At 42.9% G+C, this 15,933-nt stretch carries 15 protein-coding genes; 2 read left to right on the top strand and 13 right to left on the bottom strand.

Annotated elements, in window-relative coordinates:
• Window positions 1–21: 21 nt before the first annotated feature.
• From ruvA to GSY63_RS13885, 13 genes are all read right to left on the bottom strand, one after another.
• Window positions 22–603 carry a Holliday junction branch migration protein RuvA gene (gene ruvA, locus GSY63_RS13945; protein WP_166586435.1) on the bottom strand — a complete coding sequence of 194 codons (582 nt, stop codon included), beginning with the start codon at window positions 601–603 and terminating at the stop codon, window positions 22–24.
• 32 nt (window positions 604–635) lie between these two features.
• The gene (locus GSY63_RS13940) at window positions 636–2,924 is read right to left on the bottom strand and encodes an NADP-dependent malic enzyme (RefSeq protein ID WP_166586434.1); all 2,289 of its coding nucleotides are present in this window, start codon (window positions 2,922–2,924) and stop codon (window positions 636–638) included.
• A gap of 120 nt (window positions 2,925–3,044) precedes the next feature.
• On the bottom strand, window positions 3,045–4,313 hold the full coding sequence (locus GSY63_RS13935) for a lytic transglycosylase domain-containing protein (RefSeq protein ID WP_166586433.1): 1,269 nt from the start codon (window positions 4,311–4,313) through the stop codon (window positions 3,045–3,047).
• Window positions 4,314–4,374: 61 nt separating this feature from the next.
• Window positions 4,375–5,805, bottom strand: a complete 1,431-nt coding sequence (gatA, locus tag GSY63_RS13930) for an Asp-tRNA(Asn)/Glu-tRNA(Gln) amidotransferase subunit GatA (RefSeq protein ID WP_166586432.1) — start codon at window positions 5,803–5,805, stop codon at window positions 4,375–4,377.
• 104 nt (window positions 5,806–5,909) lie between these two features.
• The gene (locus GSY63_RS13925) at window positions 5,910–6,086 is read right to left on the bottom strand and encodes a Sec-independent protein translocase subunit TatA/TatB (protein WP_166586431.1); all 177 of its coding nucleotides are present in this window, start codon (window positions 6,084–6,086) and stop codon (window positions 5,910–5,912) included.
• A gap of 39 nt (window positions 6,087–6,125) precedes the next feature.
• The gene (locus tag GSY63_RS24835) at window positions 6,126–6,593 is read right to left on the bottom strand and encodes a Sec-independent protein translocase subunit TatA/TatB (protein ID WP_243749231.1); all 468 of its coding nucleotides are present in this window, start codon (window positions 6,591–6,593) and stop codon (window positions 6,126–6,128) included.
• Between the two features lie 58 nt (window positions 6,594–6,651).
• Window positions 6,652–7,956 carry a murein hydrolase activator EnvC family protein gene (locus tag GSY63_RS13915; RefSeq protein WP_166586430.1) on the bottom strand — a complete coding sequence of 435 codons (1,305 nt, stop codon included), beginning with the start codon at window positions 7,954–7,956 and terminating at the stop codon, window positions 6,652–6,654.
• An 18-nt stretch (window positions 7,957–7,974) separates the two neighbouring features.
• A complete protein-coding gene (locus GSY63_RS13910; protein ID WP_166586429.1) occupies window positions 7,975–8,778 on the bottom strand; it encodes a DUF4292 domain-containing protein in 804 nt (267 codons plus the stop codon).
• Complete coding sequence (locus GSY63_RS13905) at window positions 8,756–10,540, bottom strand: tetratricopeptide repeat protein (protein ID WP_166586428.1); 1,785 nt, start codon at window positions 10,538–10,540, stop codon at window positions 8,756–8,758. The genes GSY63_RS13910 and GSY63_RS13905 overlap by 23 nt, the downstream gene beginning before the upstream one ends.
• Window positions 10,491–10,925, bottom strand: a complete 435-nt coding sequence (dut, locus tag GSY63_RS13900) for a dUTP diphosphatase (protein WP_166586427.1) — start codon at window positions 10,923–10,925, stop codon at window positions 10,491–10,493. Before dut ends, GSY63_RS13905 begins: the two co-directional genes overlap by 50 nt.
• Entirely contained in the window at window positions 10,922–12,460 is a 1,539-nt protein-coding gene (locus GSY63_RS13895) for an oligosaccharide flippase family protein (RefSeq protein WP_208094544.1), read from the bottom strand. The genes dut and GSY63_RS13895 overlap by 4 nt, the downstream gene beginning before the upstream one ends.
• Window positions 12,461–12,484: 24 nt before the next feature.
• Entirely contained in the window at window positions 12,485–12,772 is a 288-nt protein-coding gene (locus GSY63_RS13890) for an acylphosphatase (RefSeq protein WP_208094543.1), read from the bottom strand.
• A gap of 38 nt (window positions 12,773–12,810) precedes the next feature.
• Complete coding sequence (locus GSY63_RS13885) at window positions 12,811–13,974, bottom strand: amidohydrolase family protein (protein ID WP_166586426.1); 1,164 nt, start codon at window positions 13,972–13,974, stop codon at window positions 12,811–12,813.
• A gap of 156 nt (window positions 13,975–14,130) precedes the next feature.
• Between GSY63_RS13885 and rlmN the strand changes: the two genes are divergently transcribed.
• Both rlmN and GSY63_RS13875 read left to right on the top strand, forming a co-directional pair.
• Window positions 14,131–15,204: a 23S rRNA (adenine(2503)-C(2))-methyltransferase RlmN gene (rlmN, locus tag GSY63_RS13880; RefSeq protein WP_166586425.1), complete on the top strand. Its 1,074-nt coding sequence runs from the start codon at window positions 14,131–14,133 to the stop codon at window positions 15,202–15,204.
• A 30-nt stretch (window positions 15,205–15,234) separates the two neighbouring features.
• Entirely contained in the window at window positions 15,235–15,933 is a 699-nt protein-coding gene (locus GSY63_RS13875) for a ComF family protein (RefSeq protein ID WP_166586424.1), read from the top strand.

Below are 15,933 nucleotides of genomic sequence, written 5' to 3'. Positions count from 1 at the left end.
AGTACAAATTCTTCTATAAATTTATAAATTTTTTAGTGCAGCTTTTATCAATTGCTCCACATTTAGGTCTACATTTTTCTTCATCTCACTGTCCAACACCTTCTCCGCAATATTGCGTGCAAATCCCAGCATAATCAATGCACTCAGCGCTTCGTCTTTTACAGTATAATTTACCGGAACATTTATCAGCGTATCCGGTCCGTCTTTTTTCAGTTTATCCTGCAGCTCGAGTATCAGCCTCTGGGCCGACTTAGGGCCGATGCCCTTTATGCGCTGAATGGTTGGCACATGCCCTTTCACAATAGCATCCTGTATCTCCTCGGGCGTTATGGACGATAGCATCATCCTTGCCGTGTTAGGGCCGATGCCCGACACCGATATCAGGTGTAAAAACAAACGCCGCTCGCCTTCGTCGCCGAAGCCATAAAGGGTGTGGGCATCTTCTTTTACGTGTAACCAGGTGTACAGTTTAAAACGATTTAAATCGCCAAGCTTTGCGTAGGTATTAACCGAAATATTAATGTGGTAGCCGATACCTGCCACATCAATAACCGCATAAGCCGGCGATTTAAACACTAATTTACCCTCTATATAGTCGAACATCTATGGTAATGCTAATATACTTCTAATATAAGTTACGCCTTTTGTTCATTTTGTTCCTTTTGCTGTGCATCCAGCACGGCAATAGTCACCATGTTCACTATTTCTCGAACCGAGCTGCCTAATTGCAACACGTGCACCGGTTTGCTTAAGCCTAACAGGATAGGCCCTACCGCTTCTGCGCCACCGAGCTCCTGCAACAATTTATAGGCAATATTGCCCGACTCGAGGTTGGGGAATATCAGCGTGTTTGCCGGTTTACCATCAAGGGTTGAGAAAGGGAAATTATCACTCAGCAATGCCGAGTTTATAGCGAAGTTTGCCTGCATTTCACCATCCACAATCATATCAGGGTATCGCTCATGTAATATACGTGTCGCCTCCCGGGATTTCTCTGGAATACGGCCGTCGTTTGAACCAAAATTTGAATAAGACAGCAGGGCTATACGTGGCTGTATGTTAAAATGTTTCACAGAACGGTCCATTAATGCCGTAATATCCACCAATTCTTCAACTGTTGGGTCAACATTAACCGTAGTGTCTCCAAAAAACACCGGGCCTTTAGGCGTAATCATTAAGTACATACCGGCAACACGGCTTACACCAGGTTCGGTACCTATAATTTGGAGGGCCGGTTTAACGGTACTTACATAGCTTTTAGTTAAGCCAGAGATCAACGCGTCTGCCTCGCCAAACTGCACCATTGCGGCACCATAATAGTTACGGTCCCACATCAGTTTTTTGGCTTCATAAAGAGTAATACCCCTACGCTGGCGTTTATTGTATAAATATTCTGCATACTCATCTACACAAGGCGCATTATCTTTACGTGGGTCGATGATGCGGATATCGCCCAGATCCAATTCTGTCTCTTCGAGAATGCTTTTGATCTTTTCTGCGTTACCCAATAATATCGGGGTAGCAATACCCTCGTCTTTAACAATTTGGGCTGCTTTTAAGATCTTGTAGTTATCTGCCTCGGCAAATACCACGCGTTTTGGGTTCTCTTTAGCTTTGAGCGATATGTTGCGCAGCAAACGATCATCTTTACCGATACGGTTACGTAATTCTTCGGCATAGGCATCCCAATCGATAATCTGTTTGCGAGCCACGCCCGATTCTACCGCTGCCCTGGCAACCGCCATAGATACCTCGGTGATCAAACGCTGATCCATTGGTTTAGGGATAATATAATCTTTACCGAACTTTAAGTTTTTAGCGTTATAGGCCAGGTTAACCGCTTCCGGCACCGGCTTTTTAGTCAACTCAGCAATTGCATGTGCCGCTGCGCGTTTCATTTCTTCGTTAATGGCAGTTGCCCTTACGTCTAACGCTCCACGGAAAATGTACGGGAAACCCAATACGTTGTTTACCTGGTTAGGGTAATCAGAACGACCGGTAGCCATAATAATGTCATCGCGGGTAGCAACACCTGTTTCGTAATCAATCTCCGGCTCCGGGTTGGCCATAGCAAACACAATTGGGTGCGGTGCCATGCTGCGCAGCATATCTGGTGTAACTACGTTACCCGCTGAAAGACCAACAAATACATCGGCATCTACCATAGCATCGCTCAAGGTCTTAACATCGGTACGGTTGGTAGCAAACTGCATGCGCATTGGATCCAGATCCGTACGGTCGTGGTTTAACACACCATTAATATCAAACATTACCAGGTTCTCTTGTTTAACGCCCAACGACAAGTACATTTTTGAACAGCTAACTGCTGCTGCACCCGCACCGTTAACAACCATTTTAATTTCGCTCAGCTGCTTGCCCTGTAATTCGCAGGCATTCATCAGCGCTGCGCCCGAAATAATGGCGGTACCATGCTGGTCGTCGTGCATTACCGGGATATTCATCTCAGCTTTTAAACGCTGCTCTATTTCGAAACAGGTTGGTGCCGAAATGTCTTCGAGGTTAATACCGCCGAAGGTTGGCTCCAGGGCTTTAACTATATTCACAAATTCGTCTACCGTAGTGGCATTGAGCTCCAGGTCGAACACGTCTATATCAGCATATATCTTGAATAAAAGGCCTTTACCTTCCATCACCGGCTTACTGGCTTCGGGGCCAATATTACCTAAGCCTAATACAGCCGTTCCGTTGCTTATTACAGCAACCAGGTTGCCTTTTGCGGTATATTTATATACATCGTCAACATTTTTAGCAATTTCCAAACATGGTTGCGCAACACCCGGCGAATAAGCCATGGTTAAATCTCGTTGCGAATTGGTGGGTTTAGTAGGTACTACTTGTATCTTTCCCGGGCGCCCTTTTGAGTGGTAATTAAGCGCATCGAGTTTACGGTTGGTTTTATTCATTCTTCTCTAATTCAGGCGGTAAAATTACAATTCTTTTTCAACTGTGTACAAAAACAACATGCCCATCAGTAGCTATATTACTGATGGGCATTTAATTAATTATTTAAATATTTTTTTGACTTACAAACCTGCTGCAATAGCCGGTTTAGCATACTTAGTAGCCATGGCAGCGGTTTGCGTACCCGTAGGGTTAAGTTTTATGGTTTGCCCCGGCGAAGCCTTGTCGCCACGCATGTGGTTCCATTCTCTCAAATCGTTTAACTCTATACCATATTTGTCGGCAATAGTTGCCAAAGTTTCACCGCGTTTTACGGTATGTATTACGGGAATATCTTCTACAGCACCCCCGCTAAAGTCTGCGGTGGCAATTACAGGTGTGGGGGCCACGTTGAGGGTGTTATTACTTAAACCTGCATTTAATGCTATCAACTTATCTTTAGGTTGCTGCGGGATGATTAACTTCCTCGGCGCTGCGGCTGTACCGTTGATAACTAATTTTAAGTATGAGGGATTTAACGCCGCCAATTTATCTAAACTGATATTCAATACCCGGGAAACATTATTTAGCGACACAAAATTCCTGATCATTACCGTATCTGTTTGCAGTGGCATGCTGCACTCTTGTGCTATAATGTGGTGCTGATCGGAATAATTCATTAAATAAGTAACTGCGATATAAGCAGGCACGTAACCACGGGTTTCCACAGGCAAATACTGGCGGATAGACCAATAGTCCATCGCATTGGCTTTTTCTATAGCGCGCTCTACACTTCCGGTACCGCAATTATAAGCCGCAATGGCTAAAAGCCAGTCGCCAAATTCCTGGTAGGCATCTTTGATATACGCAGCAGCAGCATAGCTGGCTTGTACCGGGTCGCGGCGTTCGTCGACATAGTTGTTGATATTCAAGCCATAGGTACGCCCCGTGGTCGACATAAACTGCCATGGACCAGTTGCTCCTACTCTTGAAACCGCGTTGGGATTCAAGGCAGATTCTACTATAGAAAGAAATTTAATCTCTTCCGGAATCCCGGCATCGCGGAATGCTTTTTCATAGATCGGGAAATAGTATTTGGCAAGGCCCATCATACGGCCCATCTCGTCGCGGCGGTTGGTATAGTTATCAATATAGCTCTGCACAAACTCGTTGTAATCCAACGGCACTTCTTTTTGGATAGAAGTTAAACGGGTTTTCATAAATCCACCTGACGCTACGGCAGGTGCTGTATTCGCACGGGTAACCACAGCAATAGCAGTGTCTCTACGAAACTGAGTAACCGGGAAATTTTTAGTGGAGTTAGTAGAGTCGGTTTCTAAGCCCGGCCCGGCGGCGGCCAGGGTTATTTTTGAAATTAGAACTAGAGCAAAAACAGTATAAAATCTAATCATTACCAAAGGTGTTAAATACCTGTGATTCAAGGTTAAATTCGGTATCACTAATATAATTAATTTAACTTAAATTTAAAAAACTTTTTGAAAAATTCAGCAACTCTTGTTCGTCGAATCTTTTGGCTACCAGTTGTAAACCAAACGGCAACTCGCCCTCGTTAGTCTTTGCAGGTAAAGAAATTGCAGGCATACCCGACAATGAAGCTTGTACGGTAAAAATATCTGCCAGATATGATACCACAGGATCCTTCTCCTCCACACCTAACTTAAACGCAGGAGTTGGTGCAGTGGGTGTCAATATAAAGTCATAAGTGGCCAATATTTCTTCAGTTTTTTCACGGATCAACCGGCGCATCCTTTGAGCTTTGGTGTAATAGGCATCGTAGTAGCCTGCGCTTAATATAAAGGTGCCCAACATAATACGGCGCTTAACTTCTTTACCAAACCCTTCCGAGCGGGATAGCTTGTAAGTCGACATCAGATCTACCGCTTTGGGGCTGCGGTATCCATAATGAACCCCATCATACCTGGCAAGGTTAGATGACGCTTCGGCCATGGTTAATATGTAGTAAGTTGGCACTACATAATCCAGGTATTCAAAAGAAACCGGTTCTACGGTATGGCCGGCTGCCTTCAGATTATTTATGGCTTTGAGTAAGGCAGTTTTGATATGCTCGTCCAATCCCGGGCGCTCTAGTGCTTCGCGCAAGTAGGCTATTTTTTTAGGGCTTTCAGTCTGGTTAAGCTCAGTGCTATATTGTAGGATTGACTTTTGAATTAAGGTGCTATCGTAAGCATCAGGCCCGCCCATTACTTCTAATAATAGCGCTGCATCTTCTACCGATTGCGTAATGCTACCCACCTGATCAAAGGAAGAGGCATAGGCAATAATACCGTGACGAGAGATGCGGCCGTAGGTAGGTTTAAAACCTATCATGCCGCAAAAGGATGCTGGCTGCCTAACAGAACCACCGGTATCTGTACCGATAGCGGCATGGCACATACCAGCCTGTACACTCACAGCCGAACCTCCGGAAGAACCTCCCGGCACAACGCTTTCATCGGCGTAGTTTTTTACCGGGCCGTAGTAAGAGTTTTCGTTAGAGGCGCCCATGGCAAACTCGTCGCAATTGCAACGGCCAATGATCACGGCATCTTCTGCCAATAGCCTTTCAACTATGGTAGATGAGTATATAGCTGTATAATTATCCAATATTTTGGATGATGCAGTTGCTTTATGCCCCTTATAGCAGATATTATCTTTAATGCTGATAACCATCCCCGCCAACCTACCTGCAGTACCGGCTTTAATTTTACCGTCAATTTCGGCAGCTTGATTTAGGGCTTCATCTTCAAACACTTCGTTAAAAGCATTTAAATGAGCGTTAGACTTTATTTGTGCCAGGTAATTTCGTACCAGGCCTTCTACAGTGATATCACCATTCAGCAGATCGCCTTTTATTTCACTTAAAGAAGTATAAGTCTTAGTCATGGGCTAAAAATAAAAAAACTTATTAGTTGAAAGCATATTTCAACTAATAAGTTTACTAACCCGGTATACTAACCGGATAAAATATTACAGAAAACGCCGACTAATTACGCGTTTGTTTTCTCTTCGTTTCTAGAATCTGAGTGCTCGCCATTCTGAGCATCTTTAAATTCTTTTACGCCTTTGCCTAAACCTTTCATTAGTTCAGGAATTTTCTTTCCGCCAAACAGAATTAAAATTGCGATGATAATCAGAATGATTTCTGGTGCGCCTAATCCACCCATGATGATTTTAATTTATATGATTAATATTATTCTTGTGTCTTAACTTTTATGCTCTTCGTCAGCCTTGTGTTCTTCACTTACGTGAGAAAGACTGATATGGTTCTCTGATACGTGATTAACCTCCGGATTGTTCGCTAAATGAGAAAGATCTGCATGTTGCGCTTCGGGGGTAACCTCAGTATGTTCTGCAACTGGTGTTTCGTGTTCTTCTACAACCGGCGGGGCAAACGGATCAGAAAGTGCTACGGTATTAGCTACCACAGGCAGGTCTTTATCCGGCTCTGGTTCAACAACCGGTGTGTTCTTCTCTTCGAAATTGTTGATCTGGTTATGCAGTTCGCGCTTAACGCCTTCTGAAGCATCTTTGAAATCGCGAATCCCTTTACCTAACCCTCTGGCAAGCTGCGGCAGCTTTTCGCCACCAAAAAGCAACAATGCTACAAAGAGTATCAGTATCATTTCGGGAGTACCGATGTTTAGAAATAAAAATACGGGGTGAAAAAACATATTATATGAATGAATTTACAAATATAGACATTTTAACTTTTACAAAGTTCAATATAATTTACTGACTAGCAAGCCATAACTTAGGATTTACAGCATTTTGACCTTTATATAACTCAAAATGCACCTGTGTTTCTCCTGTAGACCCATCTGTGGCCACAGAACCAAGATTTTGTTTAATAGCTACCTTATCTCCTTTTGATACACTTACCGAACGAAGATTGGCGTAGGCAGTAAAATACTCACCATGCCTAACTACAACGAGGTATGTACCGCTAATATTGTTTACACTGGTTACCTCGCCCGAGAATATCGCTCTTACCGCAGCACCTGCATTTGTGCGGATGTCGATACCCGGGTTATCTGTTTTAATACCTTCTATATAGGTTAAACCAAACTCTTGCGTGATTACGCCGTTAGCTACCGGCCAAGGCAAACGGCCTTTATTACCCAAAAAGTCGTTTGATAATTTGGCAAACTCTGGCGTTGCATTCAGCAACTCGCTATTGGTTGAAGGTTTAGCAGCAACCGGTGCAGCCTCTTTAGGTGCCGACCCCGGATTAGCAGCATTGGCCTTTGCTCTTTCAGCAGCCAAACGCGCGGCAGCGGCACGTGCTTCGGCTTCGGCCTTACGGCGGGCTTCTTCTACCTCGCGGCGGATAGCCACACGGATTTGCGATTCTATTTTAGCTTTTTGTTGTTGAGCTTCTTTAAGTTGTTGTTTCAACTCGCCCTGGTGCTTAGACAGGTCGCTCACCACTTCCAGTTGGCTGTCTTTCTCTTTACCCAGTGTTTTCTTTTCTTTCTCCTGATCTTTCAACAGGTTAGTTTGCTCACTTTTGGTGCGGTCGAGCTGATTGATCTTCACATTCAACTCATGTTGCGTGCCCTGGATAGACTCCGCCTGGCGCTGGCGGTAATTACCGAACTGCTGCAAATAAGTTAACCTTTTATAAGCCTGGTTAAAATCCTGCGCGGCAAAAATAAACATCAGCTTATTGTAGGCGCTCTGGTTGTGATAGGCAAACACAATCATGGCAGCATACTCTTTCTTTAACTGATCGAGCTGGCCTTGCAGCGTATGTACGTTGTTGGTATTTTCGTTAATCTGGTTGCCCAATAAGCGCACTTCTGAGTTTAAGGTGCTGATCTTTTCTTCGCGAAGGCTGATCTGGGCCTTCAATATATTAAGCTGCTTTAACGTAGTCTTTTTGTTTTTAGCAGTTTCCTGGTATTCGTCTTGTAGCTTTTCCAGCTCCTCGTTCAACTTATCGCGCTTGCGTTTTAGTTCGGCACTGCTTTGTGCAAAGGCATTTACGGCCATTAACGAAAGCATGCAAAAGAGTAGGGATCTTAAAAATTTCATCAAACCAAAAATACAATTTTAATCTACCTCTGAAAACCTCTTAGGCACACTGAACGGAAATTCGAGTGGCTGATCAAACTCAGCCTTCGAATAATTTAGGTTGGCTTCTATGTTTTTCTCCTTCACTTTCGAGTTAAATGAAATCTGCGAAGGGATAACGCGGTTGGTAGCCTGTATAAAGTTGCTGTAATTTATATTTAAGGATTGCTCTTCCTGATTATTGTTTAAAGTTGTACTGCTAACCTTCAAATCTGGCCCTACGGTTAACTGGTAGATCAGATCTTGTAAAGTGCCGTTGATGATTACGTTGCCGTTTGATGGCTGCAAAGTTCCGTTATCATTTAATAACTCGGGGATAGCGTTGCCCACCAGTAATGATTCTACCGTTTTATAGTTTATCTGCTGGCTGGCATATTTATAAATATAGCTGAAAGGTTTTTTAATATAAACACTTTGCAGCCTGTTCATTACCTGTATACTATCGGGAGTGATCAAGGCGCGGGCAACTTCTATACCTGCAATTGCGGTAATAGAAACCCAGATTTTTTGATCTTTAAGGATGCGGATATTCAGCGTAACGTCATTGCTATTGCCATTAATGTTAAGCTTTGTTTTTGCCTTGCCGGCGAAGGTGTTAAAATTTACTTGTTGCGCACGAATGGCAGCCAGTTTCTTTTTAGCTGCACTTGCTGCGTTATCTGCGTGACTTGCATTAGAACTGTCGACCGCGTTGCGGGTAACCAATTGTTTTTTGGAATGACAGCTTGCCATTATAATCAGACTGCTTAACAACAGCAGGCTATTCGATATATTTCTTCTCATTTATTTTCCGCTCTAAAACCGACGACTGCCCTCCATAGGCTTTAGCCTTTTTCCAGTTTTCTACAGCAGCCTCTACTTTACCTAAGTAAAACATTATGTCGCCATAATGTTCTACCTGTACGGCATTATGGTCCTTATCATTTACCAAAGCCTTCTCCATCCACACTTTTGCTTCGGCGTATTTCTTTTGTTTAAACAGTATCCAGGCGTAAGTGTCTTCAAATGATGCAGTAGATGGCTGCAACTCATTTGAGTGTTTCGACATTTGCTCCGCCTTATCCAGTTCTACTCCTCTTACCGAAAGATAGTAGGCATAGTTATTTAACGTATAAGCGTTGTCTGGATTGTAGCTTAACGATTTATCGTACGCTTCGTCGCTCAGTTTATCGTTTTTCAGTTCGTGATAGCAATCGCCCACGGCCGAATAACTTTGCGAAAGTAGCTCCTTATCCTGAACTTCTAATGAAGTTGCATTTTTTACGTAGCCTAATCCTTTGTTGTAATTTTTCTTTTGCATCCAGGCCACGCCTACCAGATAGTTCATCCAGGCTTGATTAGGGAAAAGCGAAAGTGCATTCTCGCCGTCCTTTATTGCGGCATCTATATCATTATCCCCTATCTCTATACGCACCAATTGCTCGTGCACCACATACACCTGATCATTAATGGCAAGCGATTTTTGATATTGGGCTTTAGCGTCTTTATAATATTGGTTTTGAACCAGCATATCGCCGTACAAAGCAAAAGCACGTGCCTCTGTAGGGTGTGCTACCGTTACAATCCGGCTTAACTCCAGCGCGCTGGCTTTGGCATTAGGATCTGGAAACTGTGGCACATAAGCCATAATGATCCTCAGTTTTTGATCTACTCCTAATTCGGGAATGGCAAAGGCTAGTTTTAGTTGGTTATAGCTGGCTTCGTAACTTTTTTTATTGCGATACATATCCGCCAGTTCCAGATGCACATAGCCGTTTTGCGGCTCTATCTTTTCGGCTTTTTGAAAGGTGGCTAAGGCATCATCAACAAACCCGTTAGAATTGTAAACCTCGCCCAACATCAAATAATACTTAACCTGGTTAGGATTAGCTGCAATAGCGGCTTTTAAACCAGCTGTGGCTTTATCAACCTTACCCTGCATCAGATAGATCTTTTGCCTTTTCAACAGCAGATCGTCGGTAGGGCCGGTTATTTTTTCTAACTCATCATAAGTCTCTAGTGCTTCGTCGTATTTTTTATCGATAGATAAAGCGTTAGCTTTATCTATATAGTAATCGGCGTTATCACCGTTAAGCCTGATGAGCTGGGTAAACACATTCTCGAGCTTAATGATATTATTGCTTTTTTCGTAGCTGGAAGCCAGCGCTACCCAATACCATTCGTTATCTGGTTTTAAGGTTGTAGCACGTTCCAGTAATTGTTGGGCAGTGGCTTCGTCCTTAGTTATTTTTTTCAGATTAGCCAGCTCGTACATTGCTGCATCATTATTGGCATCAATCTGTAAAATGCGGGTAAAAAGGTCGGCGGCTAGCGTTGTGTTCTCGATGGTTTTTTCGCGCAGGGCTGTAAAATACATCTGCTTAACCATCAAACTATCGGTCGACGTCATGGCTTTGGCGTGCGGCTGGGCCACAGCGTTTTTATCGGCGTTCTGAGCAAAACACAGCGCCGGTAAAAAGGCCATTGTTATCAACGTCAGTTTTAATTTCATGGCTTTAATTTTTGCCAGTATGGCCGTAACCGCCCGCTCCTCTTGCGGTATCATTTAATATTTCGGCTTCTTCCCAGCTTACTTTTTCATGGCGTGCCACAATCATTTGGGCAATACGATCGCCGGTATTAATTTCAAAAGCCTCGGTAGAAAGATTAACCAATAGCACCTTGATCTCGCCGCGATAATCGGCATCAATAGTACCCGGCGAATTTACAATGCTTATACCATGTTTATAAGCCAGGCCGCTACGCGGGCGGATTTGCGCTTCAAAGCTTTCTGGTAGTTCGATATATAAACCAGTCGGGATCAGCTTACGCTCCATTGGCTGCAACACAACGGTAGCTTCCAGATCGGCGCGCAGGTCCATACCTGCCGAGTGGATAGTTTCGTAACCCGGTAACTGATTTTTAGATTTATTGATAACTCTTACGATCATTTTTTTCTTAGTAAAGCTATTAATTCTTTTCTTTCTAAATATAATGCTGCAGCACCAAAACCTATAAATAAAGCATTTCCAATAAAGATATTACGATGGAATACACTAAACGATAAATAAACAAGGAGGATGGATGCTATTATATACGCTAAATTCTTTTTTAAATTATAGGGTATCGGGTAATACTTTTGCCCCCAAACATAAGACAAAACCATCATTACCGCGTAGGCTATAAACGAGGTCCAGGCTGATGCTATGTAACTGTATTCGGGTATAAATAATACGTTCAACACAATGGTTACTATCGCCCCCACGCCCGAAATATAAAGCCCGAATTTAGTTTGATCTGATAATTTGTACCAGATAGAAAGATTCATGTAAATACCTAAACACACATAACCAAGTACAAGCGGAGGTATAATAGGCAATCCGGTCCAATAAAGTGCAGTTTGGGTGGCATCGTGCCCCTTTATAAAGTACTTTAATATTTCAATATTCCCGATCAATGCTACAAACATTACACAAACTGTAATTACAAAATAGTTCATGATACGGGCATAGGTATCGGCGGCATTTTTATTTTTTGAGTAGCTAAAGAAAAACGGCTCGGCCCCTAACCTGAAGGCATTGACAAATATGCTGAGAAAAACAGGGATCTTGCGGCATGCTCCGTAAATACCCACATCGCGCAGACTATTGGCGTTTGCCGGTAGTAGCTTGCCCAATAAAAGATTATCTAAATTTTCATTAATAAGGTATGATAAGTTGGCTATTAAAATAGGCCAGCTGTAGCTATACATCTGCATCAGCATTTTCTTATCAAGGTCGAAACGGATCTTAACCAACTCGGGCAGCAGCAATATCAGTGTAAAAATGCTTGATGTAAGCTCTGAAACGAAAACATAGCCAACCCAACCTTTTACATACCATTGGCTAATCCAACCTGCGCCGATAAAATTATGTTTTACCCAAAATGGTACTACATATATAAAGGCAAGATTGCAGCCCACAAATATCAGTACACTTGCAAGTTTAATTGCCCCATAACGGCCGGGCTTGCCGTCGGCTCGTATTTTCACAAAAGGGATAGCACACCATGCGTCAACCACTACGGTTGCAAAAAAGAGATAGGTATATTTTAAAAAGTCGGATTGAGTAGTGCCGATAACAGCATTATGGTTGTGTTTAGAAGCGTGTTCTATATCAATAAAATTGGCAATGTTACCTATAAAAGGCAGGCTAAACAGCAGGAAAATAATGGTAACCCCAAGTACAGACGCAAACGCATTATTATAAACGCGCTGCTTATCATCCGAATATTTATTGAGATACCTGAAAAAGGTAGTCTCCATGCCGAAAGTAAGCGCAGCATTAACCATTGATACATAGCTGTACATGGTGGTAATAATGCCGTAAGCAGCGAGCGGATACGCACGGGTGTAAACAGGTGTAAGAAAAAAGGTTAGCAACCGGCTCGCTATCGTACTAAGACCATAAACCGCGGTTTGGCCGGCAAATTTTTTAGCTGTAGACAATGTAAACTGTTTTTATGTAGCGGCTTATTGTACCGGCGGTTTCTTCAATACTTCAAAATTACGATAGTTTTTTAATTCGCCATCAGTAGTGGTTAGGTTACTAACCCGGGCTGCTTCGGGGCCATCTTTACACCAGTCTAAAAATATATCTAACAGCATTTCATCAGCTTCTGCTGCTATAAAAACGTTGCCATCGTCCTGGTTTAACACATAGCCTTTAACACCAACCTGGTCGGCAACGGCTTTGGTAGACTGCCTGTAGTTTACACCCTGTACCTTGCCTTGTACAATAATATCAATGTGTTTGATCATACAGGCGCAAAAATACAGTTAATTACCCAAAATGGAATTTATGCAATACGTTTAACCCTGGTATCGGCAGTTATCTTAAAACCATCCAGGTCGCTAATAAGATTAAGCCCCGGTGTTTTACCTACGGTAAGGCTCCCTTTTTCGTCGTCGATGCCTAAATATTGTGCGCCGTTAATGGTACCCCATTTCAGCAACCTGCTCAGTGTAATACTTGGCACCTGATCCTGCAGTAAACGCATTTCTTCTAAAAGATTAAGGCTCGTGTTTGATGCCAGGCTATCAGTACCCAATGTAATGTTGAAACCTTGCTCTAAAAACAACTCCGTTTTAGGCAAACGACCTTCGATATACAGATTGGCCCCCGGACAAAAGCACCAGTTTATTTGCCTGTCGAAACGCTTGATGAAATAAATATCTTTCAAATTGGTGCAGGTATTATGCACCAGCAGTATCTTTTGCTTGTTGGTAAGTAAGGGAATAATAGTTTGCAGCGAGTTACGGGCCTGCGGTTTAAAATAGCTGATATCGATACCAAAACCCTCATACAGTTCTAAAAACTTGCCGGTTTTATAACGGTATAATTTGTTCTCATCCTCACACTCCTGGTTGTGGATACTGATTAGGTTAGGGTGGGTTTCGCAGTACTCACGTAGCAACTTAAATAAGTCTTTCGATACAGAGTAGGGTGCGTGCGGGGTAATGGACGCGCTTAGTGGTTTAAACTCCTTTACCAACTCCAGTCCATTGTCAAAAACTGTCTTGGCATTCTCCGGAAGAAAACTAAACAGCTCTATAAACGTATGATAATATAACTTGCTTTGCTTTTTAGCCTCCAGGCTGATGTTGCTATTAGAAATATCGCCTACGGCCACTATACCGTTCTCATACATTTCGGCGTCGGCTTTTAGGGTAGCTTCAATGGCTTCAGAACGGTCAACGTTTCTGAACTGTTGCACGTGTCTGATAAAGTCTACCAGCCCGGTACTTTTGCTTACCTTATCTTTAAGGTGCGAAAGTTCGAGGTGGCAATGGGTGTTGATAAATCCTGGGCACAAAATACCGCTTAGTTGCTCAACAGGGGCATCTGGCGGGGGTTGGTTACCAACTGCAACGATCTTTCCAGCGTCGTCAACAGTTACTATACCATTTTTAATCGGATCGGCATCAATAGAAAAAACGTAATCGGCTCTGTAACTTTTCATTTAACAATAACTTACTATATCATCTCAATACACCCGTTTGAATGCAACGATCCTAATTAACGAAATGCAATTAACCATTAGTTGTTGTTTTTTAATTTTTACATTTAAAGGAGGCGATTTAAAATTTGATTTTTTAAAATTCTGTACCTTTGCAACGTGAACAGCAATAAAAGTAAAATTGACATCCGAAGCCTTAGCTTAAACGCTCTGCAAGAGCACTTTGTAAACATGGGCGAAAAAAGCTTCCGGGCCAAACAGGTTTATGAATGGTTATGGAAAAAATCGTGCTTTTCATTCGAGGCGATGAGCAATATTTCAAAAGAACTTCGTCAGAAACTGGATGATAACTTTACGATCAATAACGTAAAAATCAATAACTCACAGTTTAGTGCTGATAAAACTATAAAAAATTCTTTTATTTTACACGATACTCATTTAATTGAGGGTGTACTGATTCCCGCCGACGACCGGATGACGGCATGCGTATCATCGCAGGTGGGATGCAGTTTAACGTGTAAATTTTGCGCTACAGGCTACATGGAGCGTAAGCGCAATCTTAACCCAGACGAAATTTACGACCAGGTTGTACTGATAGATCAGCAGGCAAAAGAGAATTATAACGTTCCGCTCACCAACATTGTATATATGGGTATGGGCGAGCCTTTGCTTAACTACGCCAACGTATTAAAATCGATAGAAAGAATTACTGCGGAGGACGGCCTTAATATGTCGCCACGCCGTATTACGGTTTCTACAGCGGGCATTGCCAAAATGATCAGGAAGTTAGGTGATGACCAAGTTAAATTTAACCTCGCATTATCGCTGCACGCTGCAAACGACGAAAAGCGCGATACCATTATGCCCATTAACGAGCAGAACTCCCTGCACGCTTTGGCAGACGCACTTAAGTATTACTATGCTAAAACCAAAAACCCTGTAACCTACGAATACATTGTTTTTGACAATTTTAACGATACCCTGCAAGATGCTGCCGAACTGGGCAAGTTTTGCAAGCACTTACCCTGCAAGGTTAATATCATAGAATATAACCCCATTAGTTTTGCTGCTTTCTTAAATGCCGGCGAAGATAAAATTGAAACCTTTGCCGCCTACCTCCGTAAGCAGGGCATAATAACCAATGTGAGGCGCAGCCGTGGAAAGGATATTGATGCAGCCTGCGGGCAACTAGCTATCAAAGACAAGGAGAAAGAGAAAGCTGAGGCCCTTTAACCTTTGTAATATTTTTATTACCGACCCAAAATGAAGTTTACCCGCGGATATATCGCGGATTTTTTCTCATTGTTGTTTCCGCAGCTGTGTGAAGCCTGCAATGAGACTCTATCTCGCCAGGAAGAACTGATTTGTACCAACTGCTTGTACAATCTGCCTTACACCAACTTTCACCGGAGTAATGACCATATTGTAGCGCAGCAGTTTTGGGGCAAACTACCGCTCGAAGGCTCTTTTGCCTTATTTTATTTTACTAAAGGTGGCAACGTGCAGCGCTTAATGCACCATTTAAAATACCGCAACAAACCACAGATCGGCACGCTGCTAGGAAAAATTGCCGGCAGGCAACTAAGTACTCACGATAAGTTAAAAACGGCGGATCTGATAATCCCCGTTCCACTCCACCCTTCGCGTTTGCGCAAACGAGGTTATAACCAAAGTGAGTATTTCGCCAAAGGCCTTGCAGAAATTATGGAGGCAAAGGTTTCTACCAAAAACCTGCTTCGCGCCAAGGCAACGGAAACGCAAACCCGGAAATCTCGATTTGAGCGGTTTGAAAACGTAAGTGAGGTATTTAAGATTAATGATCCTGCCGCGCTTGCTGGCAAACATATTCTGCTGGTTGATGATATCATGACCACCGGCTCTACCCTCGAAGCATGCGGCAATATACTATTGCAAATAGAAGGGGTAAAACTGAGTATTGCTACAATGGCCTATGCAGAGTAA

Origin of the sequence: Mucilaginibacter agri (assembly GCF_009928685.1) — a bacterium.
GTDB lineage: Bacteria > Bacteroidota > Bacteroidia > Sphingobacteriales > Sphingobacteriaceae > Mucilaginibacter > Mucilaginibacter agri.
The sequence above is the reverse complement of the archived record's forward strand: the minus strand, read 5'-3'. Positions and strand labels throughout refer to the sequence as shown.